At 73.8% G+C, this 20014-nt stretch carries 12 protein-coding genes; 3 read left to right on the forward strand and 9 right to left on the reverse strand.

The features are described 5' to 3' along the window. Positions 1-229: 229 nt before the first annotated feature. A complete protein-coding gene (locus AB0J40_RS17980) occupies positions 230-622 on the reverse strand; it encodes a helix-turn-helix domain-containing protein (RefSeq protein WP_364453991.1) in 393 nt (130 codons plus the stop codon). 118 nt (positions 623-740) lie between these two features. On the opposite strand from AB0J40_RS17980, the gene AB0J40_RS17985 reads away from it, so the two are divergent. Beyond that, entirely contained in the window at positions 741-1595 is an 855-nt protein-coding gene (locus tag AB0J40_RS17985) for an SDR family oxidoreductase (RefSeq protein ID WP_364453994.1), read from the forward strand. On the opposite strand, the gene AB0J40_RS17990 is transcribed toward AB0J40_RS17985, so the two are convergent. After that, complete coding sequence (locus AB0J40_RS17990; RefSeq protein ID WP_364453996.1) at positions 1573-2727, reverse strand: helix-turn-helix domain-containing protein; 1155 nt, start codon at positions 2725-2727, stop codon at positions 1573-1575. The genes AB0J40_RS17985 and AB0J40_RS17990 overlap by 23 nt on opposite strands. A 102-nt stretch (positions 2728-2829) precedes the next feature. Between AB0J40_RS17990 and AB0J40_RS17995 the strand changes: the two genes are divergently transcribed. Both AB0J40_RS17995 and AB0J40_RS18000 read left to right on the forward strand, forming a co-directional pair. After that, on the forward strand, positions 2830-3495 hold the full coding sequence (locus AB0J40_RS17995) for a TetR/AcrR family transcriptional regulator (RefSeq protein WP_364453997.1): 666 nt from the start codon (positions 2830-2832) through the stop codon (positions 3493-3495). Between the two features lie 131 nt (positions 3496-3626). Continuing rightward, entirely contained in the window at positions 3627-4271 is a 645-nt protein-coding gene (locus tag AB0J40_RS18000) for a cutinase family protein (RefSeq protein WP_364453999.1), read from the forward strand. 4 nt (positions 4272-4275) lie between these two features. On the opposite strand, the gene AB0J40_RS18005 is transcribed toward AB0J40_RS18000, so the two are convergent. The 7 genes from AB0J40_RS18005 to AB0J40_RS18035 form a co-directional block, all read right to left on the reverse strand. Then, positions 4276-5490, reverse strand: coding sequence for a lipase family protein (locus tag AB0J40_RS18005; protein WP_364454001.1), 1215 nt, complete (start codon positions 5488-5490; stop codon positions 4276-4278). A gap of 30 nt (positions 5491-5520) precedes the next feature. Further along, positions 5521-6489, reverse strand: coding sequence for an alpha/beta hydrolase family protein (locus AB0J40_RS18010; RefSeq protein ID WP_364454003.1), 969 nt, complete (start codon positions 6487-6489; stop codon positions 5521-5523). A gap of 11 nt (positions 6490-6500) precedes the next feature. After that, positions 6501-8078, reverse strand: a complete 1578-nt coding sequence (locus AB0J40_RS18015; RefSeq protein WP_364454005.1) for an acyl-CoA carboxylase subunit beta — start codon at positions 8076-8078, stop codon at positions 6501-6503. Next, positions 8078-14575 (reverse strand): beta-ketoacyl synthase N-terminal-like domain-containing protein, encoded by a 6498-nt coding sequence (locus AB0J40_RS18020; protein WP_364454008.1) that lies wholly within the window; start codon positions 14573-14575, stop codon positions 8078-8080. The genes AB0J40_RS18015 and AB0J40_RS18020 overlap by 1 nt, the downstream gene beginning before the upstream one ends. After that, complete coding sequence (locus tag AB0J40_RS18025) at positions 14572-16296, reverse strand: fatty acyl-AMP ligase (RefSeq protein ID WP_364454011.1); 1725 nt, start codon at positions 16294-16296, stop codon at positions 14572-14574. The genes AB0J40_RS18020 and AB0J40_RS18025 overlap by 4 nt, the downstream gene beginning before the upstream one ends. Positions 16297-16388: 92 nt before the next feature. Next, positions 16389-17786, reverse strand: a complete 1398-nt coding sequence (locus tag AB0J40_RS18030; RefSeq protein WP_364454014.1) for an MFS transporter — start codon at positions 17784-17786, stop codon at positions 16389-16391. Then, the gene (locus tag AB0J40_RS18035; RefSeq protein ID WP_364454017.1) at positions 17783-19777 is read right to left on the reverse strand and encodes an MMPL family transporter; all 1995 of its coding nucleotides are present in this window, start codon (positions 19775-19777) and stop codon (positions 17783-17785) included. The genes AB0J40_RS18030 and AB0J40_RS18035 overlap by 4 nt, the downstream gene beginning before the upstream one ends. Positions 19778-20014: the final 237 nt, after the last annotated feature.

Genomic DNA, 20014 nt, shown 5'->3' on the forward strand with positions numbered 1-20014 from the left:
TAGAACACGTTCCAACTTTGGGCAAGGTCGGTGGTCCGGCCACCCGCACCGGCCGACGCCACGGACTACAGTCCGCGATGTTCGGGTTCCTCGACTTGGAGAGCCCGGTGCTGTAGGCCGGACACCCTGGCGACGCCGGGATCCTGGACTACAACCCCGAATTCGACTTCAGCCCCCTCGAACCTCCGGGCCGCGGACCGTGCGGCCGCCCTGGTCGAACTAGAACGCGTTACGCCTCGCGCTTCGCGTCGTACTCCGCGTTGGCCGCCATCACCTCGGGCATCTGGCCCTCGACGTCCTCGATCAGCGCCAGCAGCAGCGCCGCCGTGCGGCGGCCGCGGGGGGTCAGGCTGTACTCCACCTTCGGCGGGATCGTCGGCTGGGCCTCGCGGTGCACGAACCCGTCGCGCTCCAGTGCCTGCAGCGTCTGGGCCAGCATCTTCTCGCTCACTCCCGACACCCGGCGGCGCAGGGCGTTGAACCGGAGCGTGCCGTCGTGGAGGGCGGCCATCGCCAGGATCCCCCACCGGCCGGTGATGTGCTCGAGCGTCGTCCGGGACGTGCACGCCTGCGCGAAGACGTCGAACACCACCTGCCCGTGCTCGTCCAGCCACTCGCTCATGGGGTCAACGGTACCTCGCGCACCGCACAAGCCCAGGTGAGGATGCTCACCAACAGTTTGCACTTTCGAAAAGTTAGTACACTCTGACGGTAAGCAGTCCAAGAGCGAGGAGCAGCAGATGATCGTGGTCACCGGTGCCACCGGCCAGCTCGGCCGCCTGGTCGTGGAAGGCCTGCTGAAGAAGGTCGCCCCCACCGAGGTCGTCGCCGCCGTGCGCGATCCGGCGAAGGCCGCCGAGTTCGCCGCGCGGGGCGTGCAGGTGCGGCGGGCCGACTACGACGACCCGGCGAGCCTCGCCGCGGCGTTCGCCGGGGCGGACAAGGTGCTGCTCATTTCGAGCAGCACGCCCGGGCAGCGGCTGGCCCAGCACCAAGCCGTCATCGCGGCCGCGCGCGAGGCCGGCGTCGGCCACCTCGCCTACACGAGCATCCTGGCCGCCGACACGTCGAAGCTGTCGCTCGCGCCGGACCACAAGGCCACCGAGGAGGCCATCCGCGCGTCGGGTGTGCCGTTCACCTTCCTGCGCAACGGCTGGTACACCGAGAACTACGCGCAGACGATCACCCAGGCGCTCGCTGTCGGGTCCTTCGTGGGCAGCGCCGGCGAGGGCAGGCTGGGCGGCGTCCCGCGGATCGACTTCGCCGAGGCGGCCGTCGAGGTCCTGACCGGCGAAGGCCACGAGGGCAAGGTGTACGAGCTGGCCGGCGACGAGCCGTGGAGCTACGCCGACCTCGCCGCCGCCGTGACGGCCGCGGCGGGCAAGCCGGTCACCTACCAGGACCTGCCCGGCGAGCAGTACCGGCGGGTGCTCGTCGGCGCCGGGCTGCCCGAGCCCGTCGCGGCCATGCTGGCCGACGCCGACCGCGGCATCGCCGAGGGCGAGCTGACGTCGGACTCCGGCGACCTGCGCCGCCTGATCGGCCGGCCGACGACGCCGCTCGCCGAAGCCGTCACCGCCCTGGTGAAGAACTGAGATCACCCGGAGCCCGGAGGGCCGAGGCGCGCAAGGCCGCTTGCATCGCGAACCGCGCCTCGGCATCCTCCAGCCGGTCGCCGAACGCCTCCTTCAGCTGGCGCACGCGGTACCGGACCGTCTGCGGGTGGACCGACAAGTCCACCGCGATCTTCTCCGAGTTCCCGCCGTTTTCCAGCCACGACAGCAAAGTCTCGCTCAACCGGCGGCGCGTGCGGTCCGGGAACCGGGCCAGCGGCGCGAGTTCCTGGCGGGCCACCTGCTCGGCCAGTGCCGGGTCGCTGAGCAGCCACAGCGTCGTCAGGTGCTTCGCGCACCACGTCACCGCGACATCCGGCAGCGCGCCTTCGCCCACCAACCGCAACGTCGTCCGCGCCCAGCGCAGGGACTGCGCCGACGCCGACGGCGCGACCGGCGGCCCCACCGCCAGCCGGACGCCCAGCGCGGCGAGGAACCGCTCGTCCACCGGCGCCGGCACCACCAGGCAGGGCTGCGGTGGTTCGAGGTCGGCCAGCACCTCGGGCCCCCAGCACGGTTCCACCGGTGCCTCGAGGACGACGGCCGCCACCTCGCCGGGCACCGGCCACCCGGCCGCCGTCGCGAGTTCGGCGACGACCGCGTCCGTCGGTGCCACCGGGCCGGTGACCAGGCGCAGCAGGCGACGGCGCAGGCCCGCCCGCGTGCCGCCGAGTTCCGCCTCCGCCTCGCGGTGCCCGCGGATCGACATCCGCGCCAGGTCGTCCGCGTAGCCGAAGAGCATCTCCGCCAAGCGCGCCATCACCGCCGACGACAGCCGTTTCCGGTGGCCGAGGCGCATGATCCAGCGCCAGCCCGCGCGGGTGCCGACGCGGTACGCCGCCTGCAGGTCGTCGAGGGTCCGGCCTTCGTAGGCCTCACCCGCGCCGAGCCGGCGGCACGTCTCGTACAGCCGCTCCCGCGGCGCCAGCGGGTCCTCGACCAGGTCGACGAACAGGACCACCGCGCACTCGACCCCGTGCCGGGTCACGCGGCCGTGCCGGGCGTAGACCGGGACGGCCTGCCACACCTCCCGGACGATCCACTCCACCAGCGACGGGATCGCCGGGCGCATGAGCGCGGCCAGCTCCGCGCGTCCGAAAACGTCGTGCGCCACCGGGACTTGCTGCCGAGCTTGGTCGCCGGACACCGGGCTCCCTTCGCGGGGCGGGTGAGCTTTACCGAGCGGTAAAGCAGCGAGACCGTACAGTACACCTCCATGAGCAGGCCGCGGTCCCCTGATCGATCCAGCACGCGCCGGAGCCCGGCCGCCCGGCCCACCGACGGCGAGCTGCTCGACGCCGCCCGCGCGGTGTTCGCCGAACGCGGGTACGCCCAGGCCACCATGGACCTGATCGCCGCCCGCGCCGACTCCACCAAACCGACGCTCTACGCGCATTTCGGGGACAAGGCGGCCCTTTTCCGCGCCACCGTGAGCCGGGAGGTCGCCGCGCTGCGGAACTGGGTCCTCACCGCGTACGAAACCGCGAGCGGCAGTCCCCTCGAAGACCGCGTCCGCCTCGCCGTGATGGCCATGTTCCGCTACGCCGGCGCGCACCCGGACAGCTTCCGGATGCTGTTCGACTCCGCCGTCGACGAGATGTCGAACGAGCGCCGCGCGCTGGCCGACACCGTCACCACGCACGTCGTCGACCGCGTCCGGGAGCACCTGCTCGCCCACGGCCGCACGCCCGGCCCCGGCGCGGACCTGCTGGCCGCGATGATGGTCGGCCTGGTCGGCCGGGCCGCGATGCACGTCTCCCACTCCCCCGGCGTCGACCCGATCGCGGCGGGCGAGCTGGCCACCGGGTTCGTGATGGCCGCCCTGCGCGGGCTCGACCCCGCGCTGCTGGACCACGTCGACGCCGGGCAGTGCGCCACCTGAGCGTCCACATCGGACCGATTGTCACCGGTTGAACAATTCCGCCCGGGAATTCGAAGTCCCCCTTGCCTTTCCAGCCATTTCGAGAAAGCGTTTGCGGACATTCCGTTTTCCCAGCAGAAGTGGGTTCAGCCATGAGTCGTTTGCTTTCCACCGCCGTCGCGGTCGGCATCGCCGCCGCCGGGCTCGCCGTCGCCACCGCACCCGCGGCGTCGGCCGCGCCGTGCACCGACGTCGACGTGCCCGTCGCCCGCGGCACGTTCGAACCCGGCACCCTCGGCCTCATCGTCGGCGACCCGGTCTACCAGGCCGTGCAGAACAAGCTGCGGCCGCGATCGGTGAGCGGCTACCGGGTCGACTACCCGGCCGACCTCGGCGAGCCGGCGTCGGTGCAGAAGGGCAACACCGACCTGGTCAACCACGTCAAGGCGCAGGCCGCGGCCTGCCCGCAGCAGCGGTTCGTCCTGGTCGGCTACTCCCAGGGCGCCAACGTCGTCGACAACTCCCTCGGCGTCAGCAGCGACGGCGCGGTCGTCGGCGGCCCGATCGTCGCGACCATCCCGGCGGAGCTGGCCCCGCGGGTCGCGGCCGTGCTGTTGTTCGGCAACCCGATCCGCGCGATCGGCCGCCAGGTGACCGGGACCTACCAGAGCCGCACCAAGGACTACTGCGCCGACGGCGACCCGATCTGCCAGCCGGGCGGCGCGAACTTCCTGGCCCACCTGAGCTATGGCGGCGACGCCTCCGACGCCGCCGCCTTCGCCGCGGGCGAGCTCTGACGCGTCAGCAGTTGGACGGGGCCTGCTCACCGGCGAACCGCTTGACGATCCACTGGTGGGCATCCCCGTTCCCGGCCAGGATGCCGGTGGCGTGGTCGGAAAGGTAGGTCTGCCACTGTTCCCGGACCCCGGCCGCGCAGTACGTCCGGTGCAGCGCTTCCGCCTGCGGCGTGTTGACGATCTCGTCGGTGCTCGCGTGGTACTGGAACACCGGCACCCGCGGCGGGTTCGCGCCCAGCTTGTTCTGCGCGAGCCGAGCCTGCCACTGCGGCGTGCCCAACGGGTTCGACGTCGTGTAGTCGCTGATCTTCTTGAACGAATAGTTCAGCAGCAGTTCGGCGACGCACGCGTTCTTCTTGGCGTCGTTCAACTGTTGCCGTCCGGTGTCGTTGAGGAACGAATCCAGTTTCAGATCGGGGTACGCGGCGTCGAGCCCGACCGCGGCGAAGGCGAGGAACCCGAACCCGATGTAGCCGTCGAGTCCTTTCGCGACTTCGGTCAGGTCGGCGGGCACCCCGCCCGCGACGACGCCGACGACGTTCAGCTCGGGCGCGTACGTGGGCTGCTTCTCCCCCGCCCACATCGATCCGCCGCCGCCCTGGGAGTACCCCTGGAAGATCACCTTGGCGGTCTTGGCCAGTTTGGCGGCCGGGAGGTTCTGCGCCGCCCGCACGGAGTCGATCACCGCCGGTCCTTCGGACTGGCCGGTGATGTAGGTCGGCGTGGTCGTCGGCGAGTAGCCCTCGTAGTCGGTCACCGCGACGGCGAACCCGCTGGACAGCGAGTCGTTGATGGCGGGCTGGTCGTACAGCGTGCCGCGTTCCATCGCCTTGGACGCGGTGCACTTGAACGCCGGGCCCTGCGTGCCGACGGCGTAGCCGACGATCGGCGCCTGCGCCGGGTCCTTGCCCTTCGGCACCAGGATCGTCCCGGTGACCGCGTCCGGCAGGCCGCGGGCGTTGGTCGAGAGGTACATGACCTGCCAGGCGTCGGCGTTGGCGACGTTCAGCAGCGGCACCGCCGGGCGCCAGCGCAGGACGTCACCGGGTTTCCCGGCCGGCAGCGGCGACGGCGGGGTGTAGAACGAGTCGTCGAACGGGCCGGGCAGGATCGGCGCCGCGGCGGCACCCGCCGGCGGGCTCGCGGCCACGACCCCCAGCGCCGCCAGGGAAACGCCCAGTAGCGCGGAAAGCACGCGTCGCAAGTGGACAGACTTCACCACAACCTCCATCGGGGAAAGGGAATGTGCTCAGGCAGGGAGTCCGAGCGCGCCGGCCAGTACCGGCCAGGAGTCGTGCAGGGCCCGCTGCCAGTACGGCCAGCTGTGCGTGCCGGGCCCGTAGTAGTCCACCGTCGCCGGGATGCCGGCCTGGCGCAGCTTGTCGGTGAAGCTCTGGGAAGAGAGCAACGCCGACGGTTCGAGGACGTCGGACTGCCCGGGCGGGTCGAGCGGCCCGGTCTGCCCGTTGCCGCAGGAGATGTACAGAGCCGTGCCGCGCAGGTCCTGGACGTGGTCGTAGGGGTTGTGCGACGACCAGATCGGCTGCATCCCGAAGGAGTCGCCCCACAGGTTCAGGTAGTTGAAGATCCCGGCGCGGGCGAGGATGCCGATGATCCAGACCGGGATGCCGGGGTAGAGCGTGTTCGGCACGCCGGAGTACGACGCCGCCGCGGCGAACATCCCCTTGTGCTGGAAGGCGTACGCCATCGCGCCGTACCCGCCGATCGACAGCCCGGCGACCGCCCGGCGGGTGCCGCCGTGGTAGCCGCGTTCGACGATCTGGCGCACTTCGGCCGTGTGGAACGTGTCCCAGTCGGGCTTGCTCGACAGCCCGAAGTTCCACCACTTCGTGTACATCCCGGCCGGCCCGTCGGTCGGCATCACGACGAGCGCGTCCTTGGTCGCGGTGAACGCTTTCACATCGGTGAACTGGTCCCACGACTTGTAGTCGACGGGCTCGCAGCAGCCGTGCAGCAGGAACAGCACGGGCCAGGTGCGCGTCGGCTGCGCGGCCCAGCCGGAGGGCACGATCAGCCGGACCATCCCGGTGGTGCCGAGCGCCGGGGAATCGATCTTCAGGTCCACCGTCCGGGCGTCGAGCCACGTTTCCTGGACGACTTTCGCGCCGTCGTCGGCCACGGCGGGGCTCGCCTGGGCGGCGGTGACGCCACTGGCGGCCAGGACCACGACGGCCAGCATCAGCAGGGCGGCTCTCATCGAAGTCTCCTTCACAGGGGGATGTTTCCGTGCTTCTTGGCCGGCAGGGTCTGCCGTTTGCTCCGCAGCGTCCGCAGGGCCCGCGCGACCTGCAGCCGGGTCTGCGACGGCGGCACGACCTGGTCGACGTAGCCGCGTTCGGCGGCCAGGTACGGGCCGGTGTGGCGCTTGCGGTACTCCTCGGTGAGCCGTCTTCGCGCCGCCGCCCGCCGCTCGGGTGGCAGCGCGGCCAGCTCACGGCGGTAGAGCACCTGCACCGCGCCTTCCGCGCCCATCACCGCGATCTCCGCGGTGGGCCAGGCGAGGGTGACGTCGGCGCCGAGGTGCTTGGAGCCCATCACCGCGTAACCGCCGCCGTAGGCCTTGCGGACCACCACCGTCACCTTCGGCACGGTGGCCTCGGAATAGGCGTAGATCAGCTTGGCGCCGCGGCGGATGATGCCGCCGCGTTCCTGGTCGCTGCCGGGCAGGTAGCCGGGTACGTCGGCGAGGGTGAGCAGCGGGATCGAGAAGGCGTCGCAGAAGCGCACGAACCGCGCGGCCTTTTCCGAGGCGTCGATGTCGAGGACGCCGGCCTGGTGCCGTGGCTGGTTCGCGACGACGCCGACCGTGCGGCCCTGGACCCGGCCGAACGCGCAGATCATGTTGGGCGCGAAGGCGCTGTGGACTTCCGAGAACTCGCCGTCGTCGACCAGCCGGACGATCAGCTCGGCCATGTCGTAGGTCTGGTTCGGCGAGTCGGGCACCAGCCGGTCGAGCTCGAGGTCGGCGGGCGTGACGACGGGACTGGTGTCGTCGGCGTACTCCGGGGCGGGGTCGAGGTTGTTCGCGGGCAGGTAGCCGAGCAGGGTCTGCACCCACTCGATCGCGTCCTGCTCGTCGGCGGCCCGGTGGTGGGCGTTGCCGGCGACTTCGCTCTGCACCGCCGCACCGCCCAGCTCCTGCGCGGTGACGCGCTCGCCGGTCACCGCGTGCACGACGTCGGGGCCGGTGACGAACATGTGCGAGGTTTCGTCGACCATCACGGTGAAGTCGGTGATGGCCGGCGCGTAGACGGCCCCGCCCGCGCACGGGCCCATGATCATCGATATCTGCGGGATGACCCCGGAGGCGTGGGCGTTGCGCCGCCCCAGCTCGGCGTAGTAAGCCAGCGAAACGACGCCTTCCTGGATGCGCGCGCCACCGGAGTCGTTGATGCCGACGACCGGGCAGCCCAGCGACATGGCCAGGTCCATCACCTTGAGGACCTTCTCGCCGGAGACTTCGCCCATGCTGCCGCCGAAGACGGTGAAGTCCTGCGAGAAGACGCAGACCTGCCGCCCGTCGACCGTGCCGTGCCCGGTGACGACGCCGTCGCCGTAGGGCCGGTTGGCGTCCATGCCGAACTCCGCGCACCGGTGCCGCGCGAACTGGTCGAGCTCGACGAACGAGCCCGGGTCGAGCAGCAGCCCGATCCGTTCGCGCGCGGTGAGCTTGCCCTTGGCGTGCTGGCGGTCGACGGCCCGCTTCTCGGCGATCCGGACCGCTTCGTCCTGGCGCGCCGCGAGATCGGCGATCCGGAACGCCGTGGTCGGCGTGAGTTCGTCCATCACCGCACCCCTGCTCCGAGCCGGGCCGCGAGCGCCGCGGCCACCGCGGCGACGTGCGGCGGGTCGATCATCGAGACGTGGTCGCCCGGCACCCGGACGACGTCGAGGTCCGTGCAGTACGCGTCCCAGCCCAGGGTTTCGTCCGTGCGCAGGTACCGCGGGTCCAAAGTGGTCGTCAGCGGGTGCGGGTCCTGCGCCCGCAGCAGCAGCACGCGGCCGTCGTAGGGCTCCGGCGTGTACCGCTCCGCGACTCGTGCGTCCACATAGGACTCGTACTGGTGGCGCAGGACGCCGGCCCCGAGGTCCGGGACCTGCTCGGCGAGGCTGCGCATGACCCAGCGGATCTGGGCGTCTTCGGCCAACCCGGACAGCTCCGCGCGCGGGATCGCGAACGGGACGCCGTAGGTCCGCGACACGTGCTCGGCGAAGCGGTCGAAGCGGTCCAGCAGCAGGTCCGCCGGCTTCCCCGGGGCCGGCAGCGGCAGGATCGAGTCGATCAGGACCACGAGGTCGACCGGCCCGTCCAGCCGCCGCGCCGTCTCGTAGGCGAGGCAGCCGCCGAACGACCAGCCGCCCAGCCGGTACGGGCCCCGCGGCTGGATCTCGCGGATCAGCTCGGCGTAGCAGGCGGCCTTGGCTTCGACGGTGTCCTCGTCGTCGATCCGCTCCAGCCCGTACACCGGGTGCCCCTCCGGCAGCAGCCGGACGAGCTCGCGGTACACGCTCGTCGGGCCGCCGGCCGGGTGGAAGAGGAACAGCGGCTCGGCGACGCCGTCGCGCAGCAGCCGCACCGGGCCGCCGCCGTGGCCTTCGAGTTCCGCGCGCAGCAGGTCGGCCATCGCGGCGACGGTCGGCGTGGCGAACAGCCGCTCCACCGGGGGCACCGCGCCCAGCTGCTCCGCGAACGCCGCACGCAGCCGCCGCGCGCGTTCGGGATCCCCGCCCACGGCGAAGAAGTCGTCGTGCACGCCGGGTTCCGGGCCGCCCAGCTCGGCCCGCCAGTGGCGGGCCACCCACCGCTCGGCGGGATCGCGCGGCCCGGCGGTGACCGGTTCCGCTTTCGCGGGTCCGAAGCCTGCCTGTTCGGCCAGGTGCGCGGCGAGTTCGGCCAGGCTGGCCCCGCGCAGGAGCAGCGGGATCGGCAGCGGCAGGCCGAAGTCGCGTTCGACCGCGCCCCGCGCGCGCATCGCCGACAGCGAGTCGAGGCCGAGCCGGGTGAGCGGCACGTCCCGCTCGACGTCCGCGTAGCCCAGCACGCCCGCGACGAGCCCGGCCAGGTGGTCGGCGATCGCCTGCCGGGCGATCTCCGGCGACGCTTTCTTCCGCAGCACGTCCAATCCGTCCCAAGCGGACGGCCCGGTGCGCGGTGCGAACAGCCCGAAGAACGGCCGCTCGGCCAGCCGCGGGAACAGGTCCAGCACCGTTTCGGCGTCGAGGCGGGCGACACCGGTCGCCTGGCGGTCGCGCGCGAGGACGGCGTCCAGCGCCGACAGCGCTTCCCCGGTGCCGAGGGGCTCGAGCACGGGGTTGCGCGACCCGGCCGCGGCGCCGACGTCACCCCAGGCGCCCCACCCGATCGTGGCCGCCGGGAGCCCCTGGGCCCGGCGCCAGGCGACCAGGGCGTCGGCCCACGCGTTGGCGGTGGCGTACGCGGCCTGGCCGGGCGAGCCGAACAGCGCGGCGGCCGAGGAGTACACGAGCCACCAGTCGAGGTCGTGCCCGGCGGTCGCCTCGTGCAGCCGCCAGGCGCCGAGCGCCTTCGGCCGCCAGACGGCGTCGAGCGCGGCCCGGTCCAGGCTGATCGCGGCGCCGTCGGCGAGGACCCCGGCGGCGTGCAGCACCCCGCGCAGCGGCACGCCGCCGTTGACGGCTGCCGCGACCAGCGCTTCGGCCGTGCCGGGCCCGGCGATGTCACCGGGCACGACGCGGACGTCGATTCCCAGGTCCGGTGCGGGGCCGCCGCGGCGGCCGTTGAGCACCACCCGCGTCGCGCCCCGCTCGGCCAGCCACTTCGCCGCGACGAGGCCGAGGCCGCCGAGCCCGCCGGTGATGACGTAGGCGCCGTCGCGGACCGGCTCGCGCACCGGGTCGCCCGGCTCGGGGCGAACCAGGCGCCGCACGTGCCGGACGCCTTCGCGCCAGGCGACTTCGTCGTCGGGGCCGTCCGCGCGGACCTCGTCGCGCAGCTGCCCGACCCACAGCCGGGCGGGGTCCGGTCCGGCGTCGAAGTCGACCGTGCTGACCCGCAGTTCGGGGTGCTCGAAGGCGAGCACGCGGACGAACCCGCGCAGGGCGGCCAGGCCGGGGTCGCCGCGCTCGCCGGGTTCGACGCTCTGCGCCCCGGCCGTGACCAGCCACAACCGCGGCGGAGTGGACAGTTCGGCCAGCTCGGCGACGACTTCGGAGAGCGTCGCGACCAGGTTCTTGGCGTGCTCCGGATCGGGGCTGTCCGTACCGCCGAGGTGGACGAGCACCGCGGCCGGGTTCTCCCGCAGCTGTTCCTCGAGGGGAGGGCGGTCATCGGACAGCTCGATCCACCGGACCGCGCGCTCCGGCGCGGCGGGCAGGTCCACTTGCTGCCAGGCGGCCTCGTACAGCAGGCGATCGAGGGCCGCGTCCCGGAACCGGCGGCAGTAGACGTCCCGGAACTCCACGAGGACGACGTCGTCGGCGTCGACGAGCTGGACGCTGCCGAGCAGCCCGTCGCCGGACGGGTCCCGCGAGGTGAGGACGGCGTCCACGCGCACGCCGCGGCGCGGCTCCCCGGCCAGGACCACCTCGCCGATCGTGAGGGGCAGGTAGAGGGCGTCGGCGTCCCCGACGGCCGCGGCGAGCGCGTGCAGGCAGGCGTCGGCGAGGGCGGGGTGCAGGCGGTAGGCGGGGTGGTCGTCGGGCTGGGCGATTTCGGCGGAGGCTTTGCCCTCGGTGGCGACGACGTTGCGGAGGCCGCGGAAGGCCGGCCCGTAGTTCTGCCCCAGGTCGGCCAGGACTTCGTAGAGGTCGAGGGGGTCGCCGGTGGTCGCGCCGAACGGCGCCGACGGGGTGCCGCCGGGTTCGAGGTGCGCGGTGGCGTGGCGGACCCACTCGCCGTTCGTCCGGGCGTGGACGCTGAACTCGGTGCCGGTGCGGCCGGCCGTCACCTCGGTGTGCTCGCCGAGCTCGAGGACTTCGCGGAGTTCGAGGTCCCGGACGCGGCCGCCCCGCGCGGCGGCGAGCGCGAGTTCGAGGAACCCGGTCGCGGGGAACACCGGCTTGCCCCGCACGGTGTGGTCGGCCAGCCAGGGATGCGCGCCGGTGCCGACGTCTCCCTGCCACAGGTCGCCGCCCGGGTGTCCGATGTGGACACCCAGCAGCGGGTGGCCGCCGGGCGCCGGGGTTCGGCGCTTCGGCCAGAACCGCCGGTGGCGCCAGACGGGGCCGGGCAGGTCGACCGGCGCCGTGCGGGGACGGGCCGCGAGCGCACCGGGGCGCCCGGTCACGTGGAGCCGGGCGAGGCTGGTCAGGAACGCCGCCCGTTCGTCGGCCTTCCGGCTCGCGGAGGGAAGGGCTTGCGCGCCCGTGGTTTGTTCGACGGCGGCGAGGGCGACGGGGTGCGGGGAGACTTCGACGAAGACGGTGTGCCCGTCCGCGGCCGCGGCGGCGAGGGCCTGGCTGAACCGCACCGGACGGCGCAGGTTCGCGGCCCAGTACCCGACGTCGAAGGCCGGTGTTTCCTTCGGATCGTCGAGAACTGTGGTGTAGCAGGGTATCCGCGGTGTGCGGGGCCGGATTTCTTCGAGGCCGGCGCGGAACCTGTCGAGCACGGCGTCGACGGCGGCGGAGTGCCCGGCGCCGCCGACGGGGAGGCGGCGGGCGAGCCTGCCGAGGTTTTCGGCGTGTTCGACGAGGGCGTCGACCTGGTCGGCGGCCCCGCTGACGGTGCACTGCGTGGGCGACGCGTAGACGGCGACGGTCACTTCGGGGAACTCGGCGAGTTCCCGCGGGGAAAGCTCGACGACGGCCATGGCACCGTCCCCGCTCCGATCGAGTTCGGCGAGCAGGCGGGCCCGGGTGGCCATGACGCGCAGGCCGTCGGCAGGGTCGAGGGCCCCGGCGACCACGGCGGCGGCGACCTCGCCCATCGAATGCCCGACAACGGCGGCCGGGGTGACCCCGTGGGCGCGCCACAGCCCGGCGAGGGCCAGTTGCATGCCGAAGAGGGTCAGCTGGGTGGTGGCGAGGTCGCCGGGTTCGCCTTCGAGGAGGGCGCGGAGTGAGGAGCCGAGTTGTGCTCGGAAGACGGGGTCGAGTGCCTCGACCTCGGCCCGGAAGGCGGGTTCGGAGGCGAGGAAGGAGCGGCCCATGCCGGCCCATTGGGAGCCGTAGCCGGAGAAGACGAAGACGGGGTCACCGGAGCCGGTGGTCCGACCGAGGCTGCCGGTTGGCTTGCCCGCCGCGCCTTCCGCCGCGCCCGAGACCGGGCCGCCGGAACCGGCACCCGCCGAGCCACTGCCGGCCGGCTCACCCGCCACACCAACCGCCACACCCGGAGCCGCGCCGCCGGCCGCCGCGCCCGAGACCGGGCCACCGAGACCGGCACCCGCCGAGCCACTGCCGGCCGGCTTACCCGCCACGCCAACCGCCACACCCGGAGCCGCGCCGCCGGCCGCCGGGCCGCTGCCGGCGGTCCGGCCGCCGGCCGCGGTCGCCGAGCCGTCGCCGGGGGCCGAAGCCGCTTCTGTCCCCGGCTTCCCCACCAAGCCACCACCCGCGGCCAGCTCGCGCAGCCCGGCCACCACCTCGGCGCGGCTCTCCCCCACCACCGCGCCCCGCACCGGCAAGTGCTCCCGCCCGTGCGCCAGCGTCGAGGCGACCGCCCCCAGCGGCACCTCCGAAGCACCCTCGAGCCACTCCGCCAGCTCCCCCGCCCGGGCCCGCAGCACCTCGGCCGACCGGGCCGACAGCGCGAACACCGCCGGCCCCGCGCTCTGCGGGGACACCCGCACCGGGAACGAAGCCGCCGGCCATTCCTCGACCACCACGTGCGCGTTCGTTCCGCCGAAACCGAAGGCCGACACCCCCGCCCGGGCCGTGCCCGAGTAGCGGGGCCACTCCGTCGGCGACGTCACCACCTTCAACCCGGTGAAGTCGATGTGCGGGTTCGGCTCCCGGAACCCCAAGCTCGGCGGCAGCCGCCGGTGGGTCATCGCCAGCACCACCTTCAGCAGCCCCGCGATGCCCGCCGCCCCTTCGAGGTGGCCCAGGTTGCTCTTCACCGATCCCAGCAGCAACGGCCGGTCCGCCGCGCGCCCGAGCACCGCCGACAGCGCGCCCGCCTCCAGCGGGTCGCCCAGCGGCGTGCCCGTGCCGTGCGCCTCGACGTAGTCCACAGAGGACGGATCCACCCCGGCGGCAGCGTAGGCCGAGCGCAGCAAGTCCGCTTGTGCCAACGGGTTGGGCGCCGTCAAGCCGTTGGACCGGCCGTCGGAGTTGACCGCACTGCCGCGCAGGACCGCCAGGATCCGGTCGCCGCGGGCCGCCCGCAGCGGCTTCAGCACGACCACTCCGCACCCCTCGCCGCGGGCGATGCCGTCGGCGGCCGCGTCGAACGGCTTGCAGTGGCCGTCCGCCGCCAGCACCCCGGCGCGGTGGAAACTCGCCGTGATGCCCGGTGACAGCAGCACGTTCACCCCGGCCGCCAGCGCGATCTCGCTCTCGCCGCGACGCAGGCTCTGCATCGCCTGGTGGACCGCGACCAGCGACGACGAACACGCCGTGTCCAGCGTCAGGCTCGGCCCGCGCAGGTCGAGCAGGTACGACAGCCGGTTGGCCGCGATGCTCGCCGCAGCGCCCGTGCCCGACCAGACGTCGGCACCGGCGACGTCGGTCATCGTCAGCGAGCCGTACTCGGTGGCCGACAGCCCGACGAACACGCCGGTCCGGCTGCCGCGCAGCCCCGACGGCGGGATCCCGGCGTGCTCCAGCGCCGCCCAGGCGACCTCGAGCAGGATCCGCTGCTGCGGGTCCATGGCCAGCGCCTCGCGCGGGGTGATGCCGAAGAACTCCGCGTCGAACCCGGCGACGTCGTCGAGGAACCCGCCCCGCGCCGGCAATCCCGCCAGGTCACCGGCCGGGGCGAACGTCTCCCACCGTCCGTCCGGCACCTCGCCGACGGCGTCGCCCCCGGCGTCGAGGAACCGCCAGAACGCCTCCGGCGAGTCGATCCCGCCCGGCAGCCGGCAGCCGAGGCCGACGATCGCGATCGGCTCCTCTTCCGCCTGCGACGGCAGGGAAACCGCCGCCGAATCCCCTGTGGACAGGTACTCGGCGAGAGCGTCGACCGTCGGGTACCGCCAGACGAGGGTGACCTCCAGCGGGCGTCCGACGAACTCGCCGAGATCGGCCGCGAGGGCCGTCGCGTCCCGTGAGGACAGTCCCGTTTCGTGCAGCGGCCGGCCGGGGTCCACCGGACCGAGCCGGGCGAGCAGCCACGCGCGCACCGCGTCCGACGTCGTCATCCCAGCCGCCGTCCGGTCAGCGTTCCGTCCAGATAGGACCTTCGGCAGCGCGCGCGGCTGATCTTGCCGCTGGACGTCCGCGGCACGTCACCCGGCGGCAGGACCACGACGTCGTGCAGGCCCAGCCCGTGCCCGGCCGACACCGCCGCCCGCACCGCGGCCGCCAGCCCGGCGACGTCGGCTTCGGAGTCCTTGGCGCGTTCCAGCACGACGACCGCGGCTTCCCCGTCGTCGGCGGTGATCGCGAAGGCCGCCGCCGAGTGCGGCCGGACCGCCGCGTGTTCTTCGGCCGTCTGCTCGATGTCCTGTGGGTAGTGGTTGCGCCCGTCGACGACGACGAGGTCCTTCAACCGCCCGGTGACGTACAGCTCGCCTTCGAAGACGACGCCGAGGTCGCCGGTCGCCAGCCAGCCCTCGCCGGTCTCCGGGTCGAGCGGCGGCAGGCCGAAGGTCGAGGCGGAGTCCCGGCCCCAGTACCCGCGGCCGACGTTCGGGCCGCTCACCCGGATCTCGCCGACTTCGCCCGGCGTGGCCTCTTCGCCGGTGACGGGATCGGTGATCCGCACCCGCTGCCCGGCCGGGCGGCCGCACGAGACGAGGGTCGACCCGGCCGCGGCGGGCACCGCGAACCCGGCGGCGAGGCGGTCGCGGTCGAACGTCACCTGCCGGGCCGGTTTCCCGGCGTCGGACACCGAAACCAGCACGGTGGCCTCGGCCAGGCCGTAGGAGGACCGGTGGACCTCCGGCCGCAGCCCGCATTCGGCGAAGGCGTCCTGGAACTTCGCGATCGTGGCCGGCAGCACGGGTTCGCTGCCGTTGATCAGCGAAACGACCCGGCTCAGCTCCAGGTAGCTCTTCTCCGCTTCCGACACCCGGGAAGCGCAGTAGGCGTAAGCGAAGTTCGGCGCGGCACTGATCGCGCCGGGACTGGCCGAGAGGGCCCGCAGCCAGCGCGACGGCCGTTCGAGGAACGCCAGCGGGTCCATCAGAACCGAGGCGAGACCGCCGGTCATCGGCGCGCCGATGCCCAGGATCAGGCCCATGTCGTGGAAGAGCGGGAGCCAGCTGACCGTCGAGGTGGTCCGGCTTTCGGCACCGTAGGCGGTGCACGCCTGACGCGCGTTGGCGAGCACGTTGCGGTGCGTCAGCACGACACCGGCGGGCGTGCGGGTGGAACCCGAGGTGTACTGCAGGTATGCCGTCGCGTCGGGGTCCGGCACGGGCCAGTCCCGGGGTTCCGCCGGAGCGAGCGCGTCCACGGCGACGACTTCCGGCCGGGCCGCCGGATCCGCGAGGAAAGCGTGGACCTCGCCGAGGTCCGCGGTCGTGGTGAGCACGACGCTCGGGGCGCAGTCGGCGAGGGCCGCCGCCAGCCGGCCCGCGTGCCCGGGCAGGCCGGGCGCGAACAGTGGCACGGCGATCAGCCCCGCCCGGATCGCGCCGAGGAAGGCGACGACGTAGTCCACGGACTGCCCGGCCAGCACCGCCGCCCGTGCGCCCGGCCCCGCGATTCCGCTCACCCGCGCGGCGACCGTTCCGACGCGCGCGTCGAGCTCGCGCCAGGTGAGCGTGACCGCCCGGCCGTCCGCGCTGTCCCGGTAGTCCACATGGGTCAGCGCGATCTCGTCGCCGAGCACGCGCGCCCACTGGCCGAGCAGGGTCGCCAGTGAGGCCGTCGATTCGGCCCCGGTGACGGGAACCGGCGGGGAAATGGTTTCCATGGCACCTCGCAGAGAGCGTTTACCGGCGCAGTGAATAGCTGCGCCCCGGCGGTTGTCAATCAAGCGAATTGCGATACTCACCGGCACACGGATTACGGCACCGCGCGTTTGTCACGCGGCGACGAGGTCCGGGCGGACGGGCTCCGCGACACGCGCACGGCGAGCAGCGCGCCGGCGAGCGTCAACCCGGCCGCGGCGAGCAGACCCGCGGTGTAGCCCGCGGCCAGCGCCGGTCCCGGCGGCGCACCGGCGCCGAGCCGCAGCGCGCGCACCGCCGTCAGGACCGCCCCGATCAGCGCGACCCCCAGCGCGCTCGAGAGCTCGCGAGACGCGGTGAGCAACCCGGACGCCGTGCCCGCGTGCCGTTCGGCGACGACGTCCAGCGCGTGCGACGTCAAGGGCGTCGTGAACGCCGAACCGGCCCCGATCAGCACCAGCCCGGGGATCCGCGGGAGGACCGCCGGGACGTGGTTCACCGCGGCGAGCGCGAGCAGCCCGGCCGCCACCACACCGAGCCCGGCCGCGACCGTCCGATGTGGACCGTGCCGGGCGACGGCCCGCGGCACCAGCGGCGTCGCGGCCACCACCGCGACCGCGACCAGCGCCAGCGGCAGCCCGGCCCGCACCGGGTCGAGACCGAGGAAGTCCTGGTGCAGCAACGGCGTGAAGAAGACGATGCCCGAGATCCCGAGGCCCCACAGCACCTGCACGGCGAGCGAGCCGGCGAACACCCGGTCGCCGGTCAGCTCGGCGGGCACCAGCCGGGCCGGTGCCCTTCGCTCGCGGTGCACGAACGCCGCACCGAGCGCGACCCCGACGGCCAGCAGGGCCACGGCGGTCCGCGGGTGCTCGCCGAGTTCGACGAGCGCCGCGGTGAGCAGGACCAGGCTCGCCGTCACGACGGTCAGCGCGCCGGCGGCCGGTCTCGGGGCGTCCGGATCCCGGCCGCGCGGGACCGTCCCCGGCAGCAGGACGAGCATCGCCGCCACGAACGGGAGGTTGACGAAGAAGATCCAGCCCCAGCCGAGGAATGCGCTCAGCAGGCCGCCGAGCGCCGGGCCCAGCGCGAGCGCCGCGGCCAGGCACGCCGTCCAGACGGCGGCGCCGAGCGTCCGGCCCCGCGCGTCGAGGTTGGTCCGCAGCAGGCTCAGCAACCCCGGGACCAGGAACGCGGCGGCCGCGCCCTGCAGCACCCGGGCGGCGACCAGCACCCCGGCCGAAGCGGCCAGCCCGCCGGCGGCCGCGCCGATCCCGAACGCGAGCAGCCCGGCCAGCAGCGCCGCGCGACGGCCCCAGCGGTCGAGCACCGCGCCCGCCACCAGCAGCAGCCCGGCGAACGGGAGCATGTAGCCGAGGGCGACCCACTGCAGCGCCCCGAGGTCCAGTCCGAGGTCGCGGGCGATCGACGGCGCACCGGCCGCGACGATCGTGTTGTCCAGCGTCGTCACGAACGCGCCGAGCGCGATCAGCACCAGGGTCCGCCGCGTCATCGCCCGCTCCGCACCAGCTCGCGCGCGACCGGCGCCGGCCGGCGGCGCGGGAACCACCAGTTGGCCTCGCCGAACCACGCCATCACCGCCGGGACGAGCACGCACCGGACGACGACGGCGTCGAGCAGGACCGCGACCGTCAGCCCCACACCGGCTTCCCGCACCACCCGGGCGTCCACGAAGGCGAACGCCACGAACACCAGCGCCATGATCAGCGCGGCCGCGGTGATGGTCCGGCCGGTGGCCGCGACGCCGTCGACGACCGCGGCCCGGGTGTCGCCGCGGCGGCGCCACGCCTCCTGGACACGCGCGATGAGGAAGACCTCGTAGTCCATCGACAGCCCGAACAGCCCGGCGAACAGGAACACCGGCAGGTACGGCTCGATCGGGGCGCCGAAGGCGAAGACGACCGCACCGGTCGTGGCGGCCGCGGTGAGCAGGTTCATCACCGCCGCGGTCAGCGGGATCACCACGCTGCGGAACACCCAGGCCAGCAGCAGGACCGAGATGCCGACGACGCTGAAGAGGAACAGCGGCAGCCGCGCGGTGACGGCCGCGGAGAAGTCGGCCCGGGCGGCGACGGGCCCGCCGACGTGCGTGTCCGGGCCGCCGACGGTGGTGGCCATCGTCCGCGCCCAGCTCAGCAGCTCGGCGGTGGCCGGGTCGTCGGGTGCGGTGCGCGGGGTGGCCGTGAGCAGCCAGCCGCCGCCCGGGAGCGGCACGGGCGGCCCGGCTTCGGTGCGGGCGAGCAGGGCCTCGCGCAGGGTGCCGAGCGAGGCGTCCCCCGTGCCCACCACCAGCAGCGGGGCACCGGCGCCCGGGCCGAACCCGTCGTGCAGCAGCTCCGCGGCCGTGCGCGTGATGCTGCCGGGCGGGTCGAGGGAAGCGTCCGGGACGCCGAGCCGCAGTCCGGTCGTCGGCAGCGTGAGGACGGCCACGACCAGCAGCGCGGCGAGCGTGTACGGCCCCGGCCGCCGGGTCACCGACCGTGCGAGCCGGGCCCACCGGCGGCCGCCGCCCTCCGCGGGGATGCGCATCCGCCCGGCCACCGGGCGCAGCAACGCGGGCAGCAACGTCAGCGCCGCCGACGCGGTGAGCAGCACCGAAACCGCGGCGGCGACGGCGATCCCGTCGAGGAACGGCAGGCCGACGGTCAGCATCCCGGCCAGCGAGACGCACACGGTGACACCGGCGAACACGACGCTGCGGCCCGACGTCGCCGCCGCGACGGCCAACGCCCCCGCCGGGTCCGCGCCGTCCCGGCGCCCCTGCCGGTAGCGGGTCAGCACGAACAGCGCGTAGTCCACGCCGACGCCGAGGCCCAGCAGCGCGGCGATCTCGGTGCTGATCGTCGGCACGGTCATGACGTGCGACAGCAGCGTGACGGCGGCCAGCGCGCAGCCGACCGACACCGACGCGGTGAGGACCGGGAGGAGGACGCAGGTCAGGGACCGGAACGTCACGAACAGCACGAGGGCGGCGGCGAGCAGGCCGATCCCGGCGTTGCCCAGGTCCGGCGGTGCCGCGGTCATCGCGGCGAGCTCGCCCGACGCGCCGGCGGTGAGGCCGCGGGCGGCGCGGACGACGTCGCCGAAGGCGTCCGCCGTGTCCGGCCCGAGGGTCGTGGCCGGTGCGTCGAACCGGACGGTCAGCACCGCGGTCCGCCCGTCGGCCGACACCCGGCCGGGCGGCGGGCTGACGGCCACGACGCGCGGGAGCGCCGCCAGGCGGGCGGCGAACGCCTCGAGGTCCACGCGGCCCGCGCCGCGGTCGACCGGGCCGCCCGGCGCCCGGACGACGACGGTTTCTTCGGCACCGGTGCGGTGCAGCAGCTTCGCCGCCGCGGTGCTGTCCGCGGCGGGCAGGTCGACCGTGTCGCGGAAGTCGGCGCCCTGGTGCAGGGCGGCGAAACCGAGCCCGGCCAGCGCCGTCAGCCACAGCGCGACGACCACGACGGCGTGGCGGAAACACCAGGAAACGACTCTCGTCATCCCGTTCTCCCAGCGCGCATGGTTGATCACGCTAACAACGGAATGGCTCGCGAAGATACGGACCCGGCTCACAAATCGCATTTCGGAAACCCTTGCGGGGATGAGTGTTCCGCCGTTTGTCGGACGGGTGACAAATCCGCGCGCGCACGTTGGTCCCCGCGTGACAGAACCGCGTCCGGGCGCGGGGAAGGCGGTTGCCAATCGGCGTTTCCGTGTGAGTACATGGCGTCCGCGCCG

This window comes from Amycolatopsis sp. NPDC049691, from assembly GCF_040675005.1.
GTDB lineage: Bacteria > Actinomycetota > Actinomycetes > Mycobacteriales > Pseudonocardiaceae > Amycolatopsis.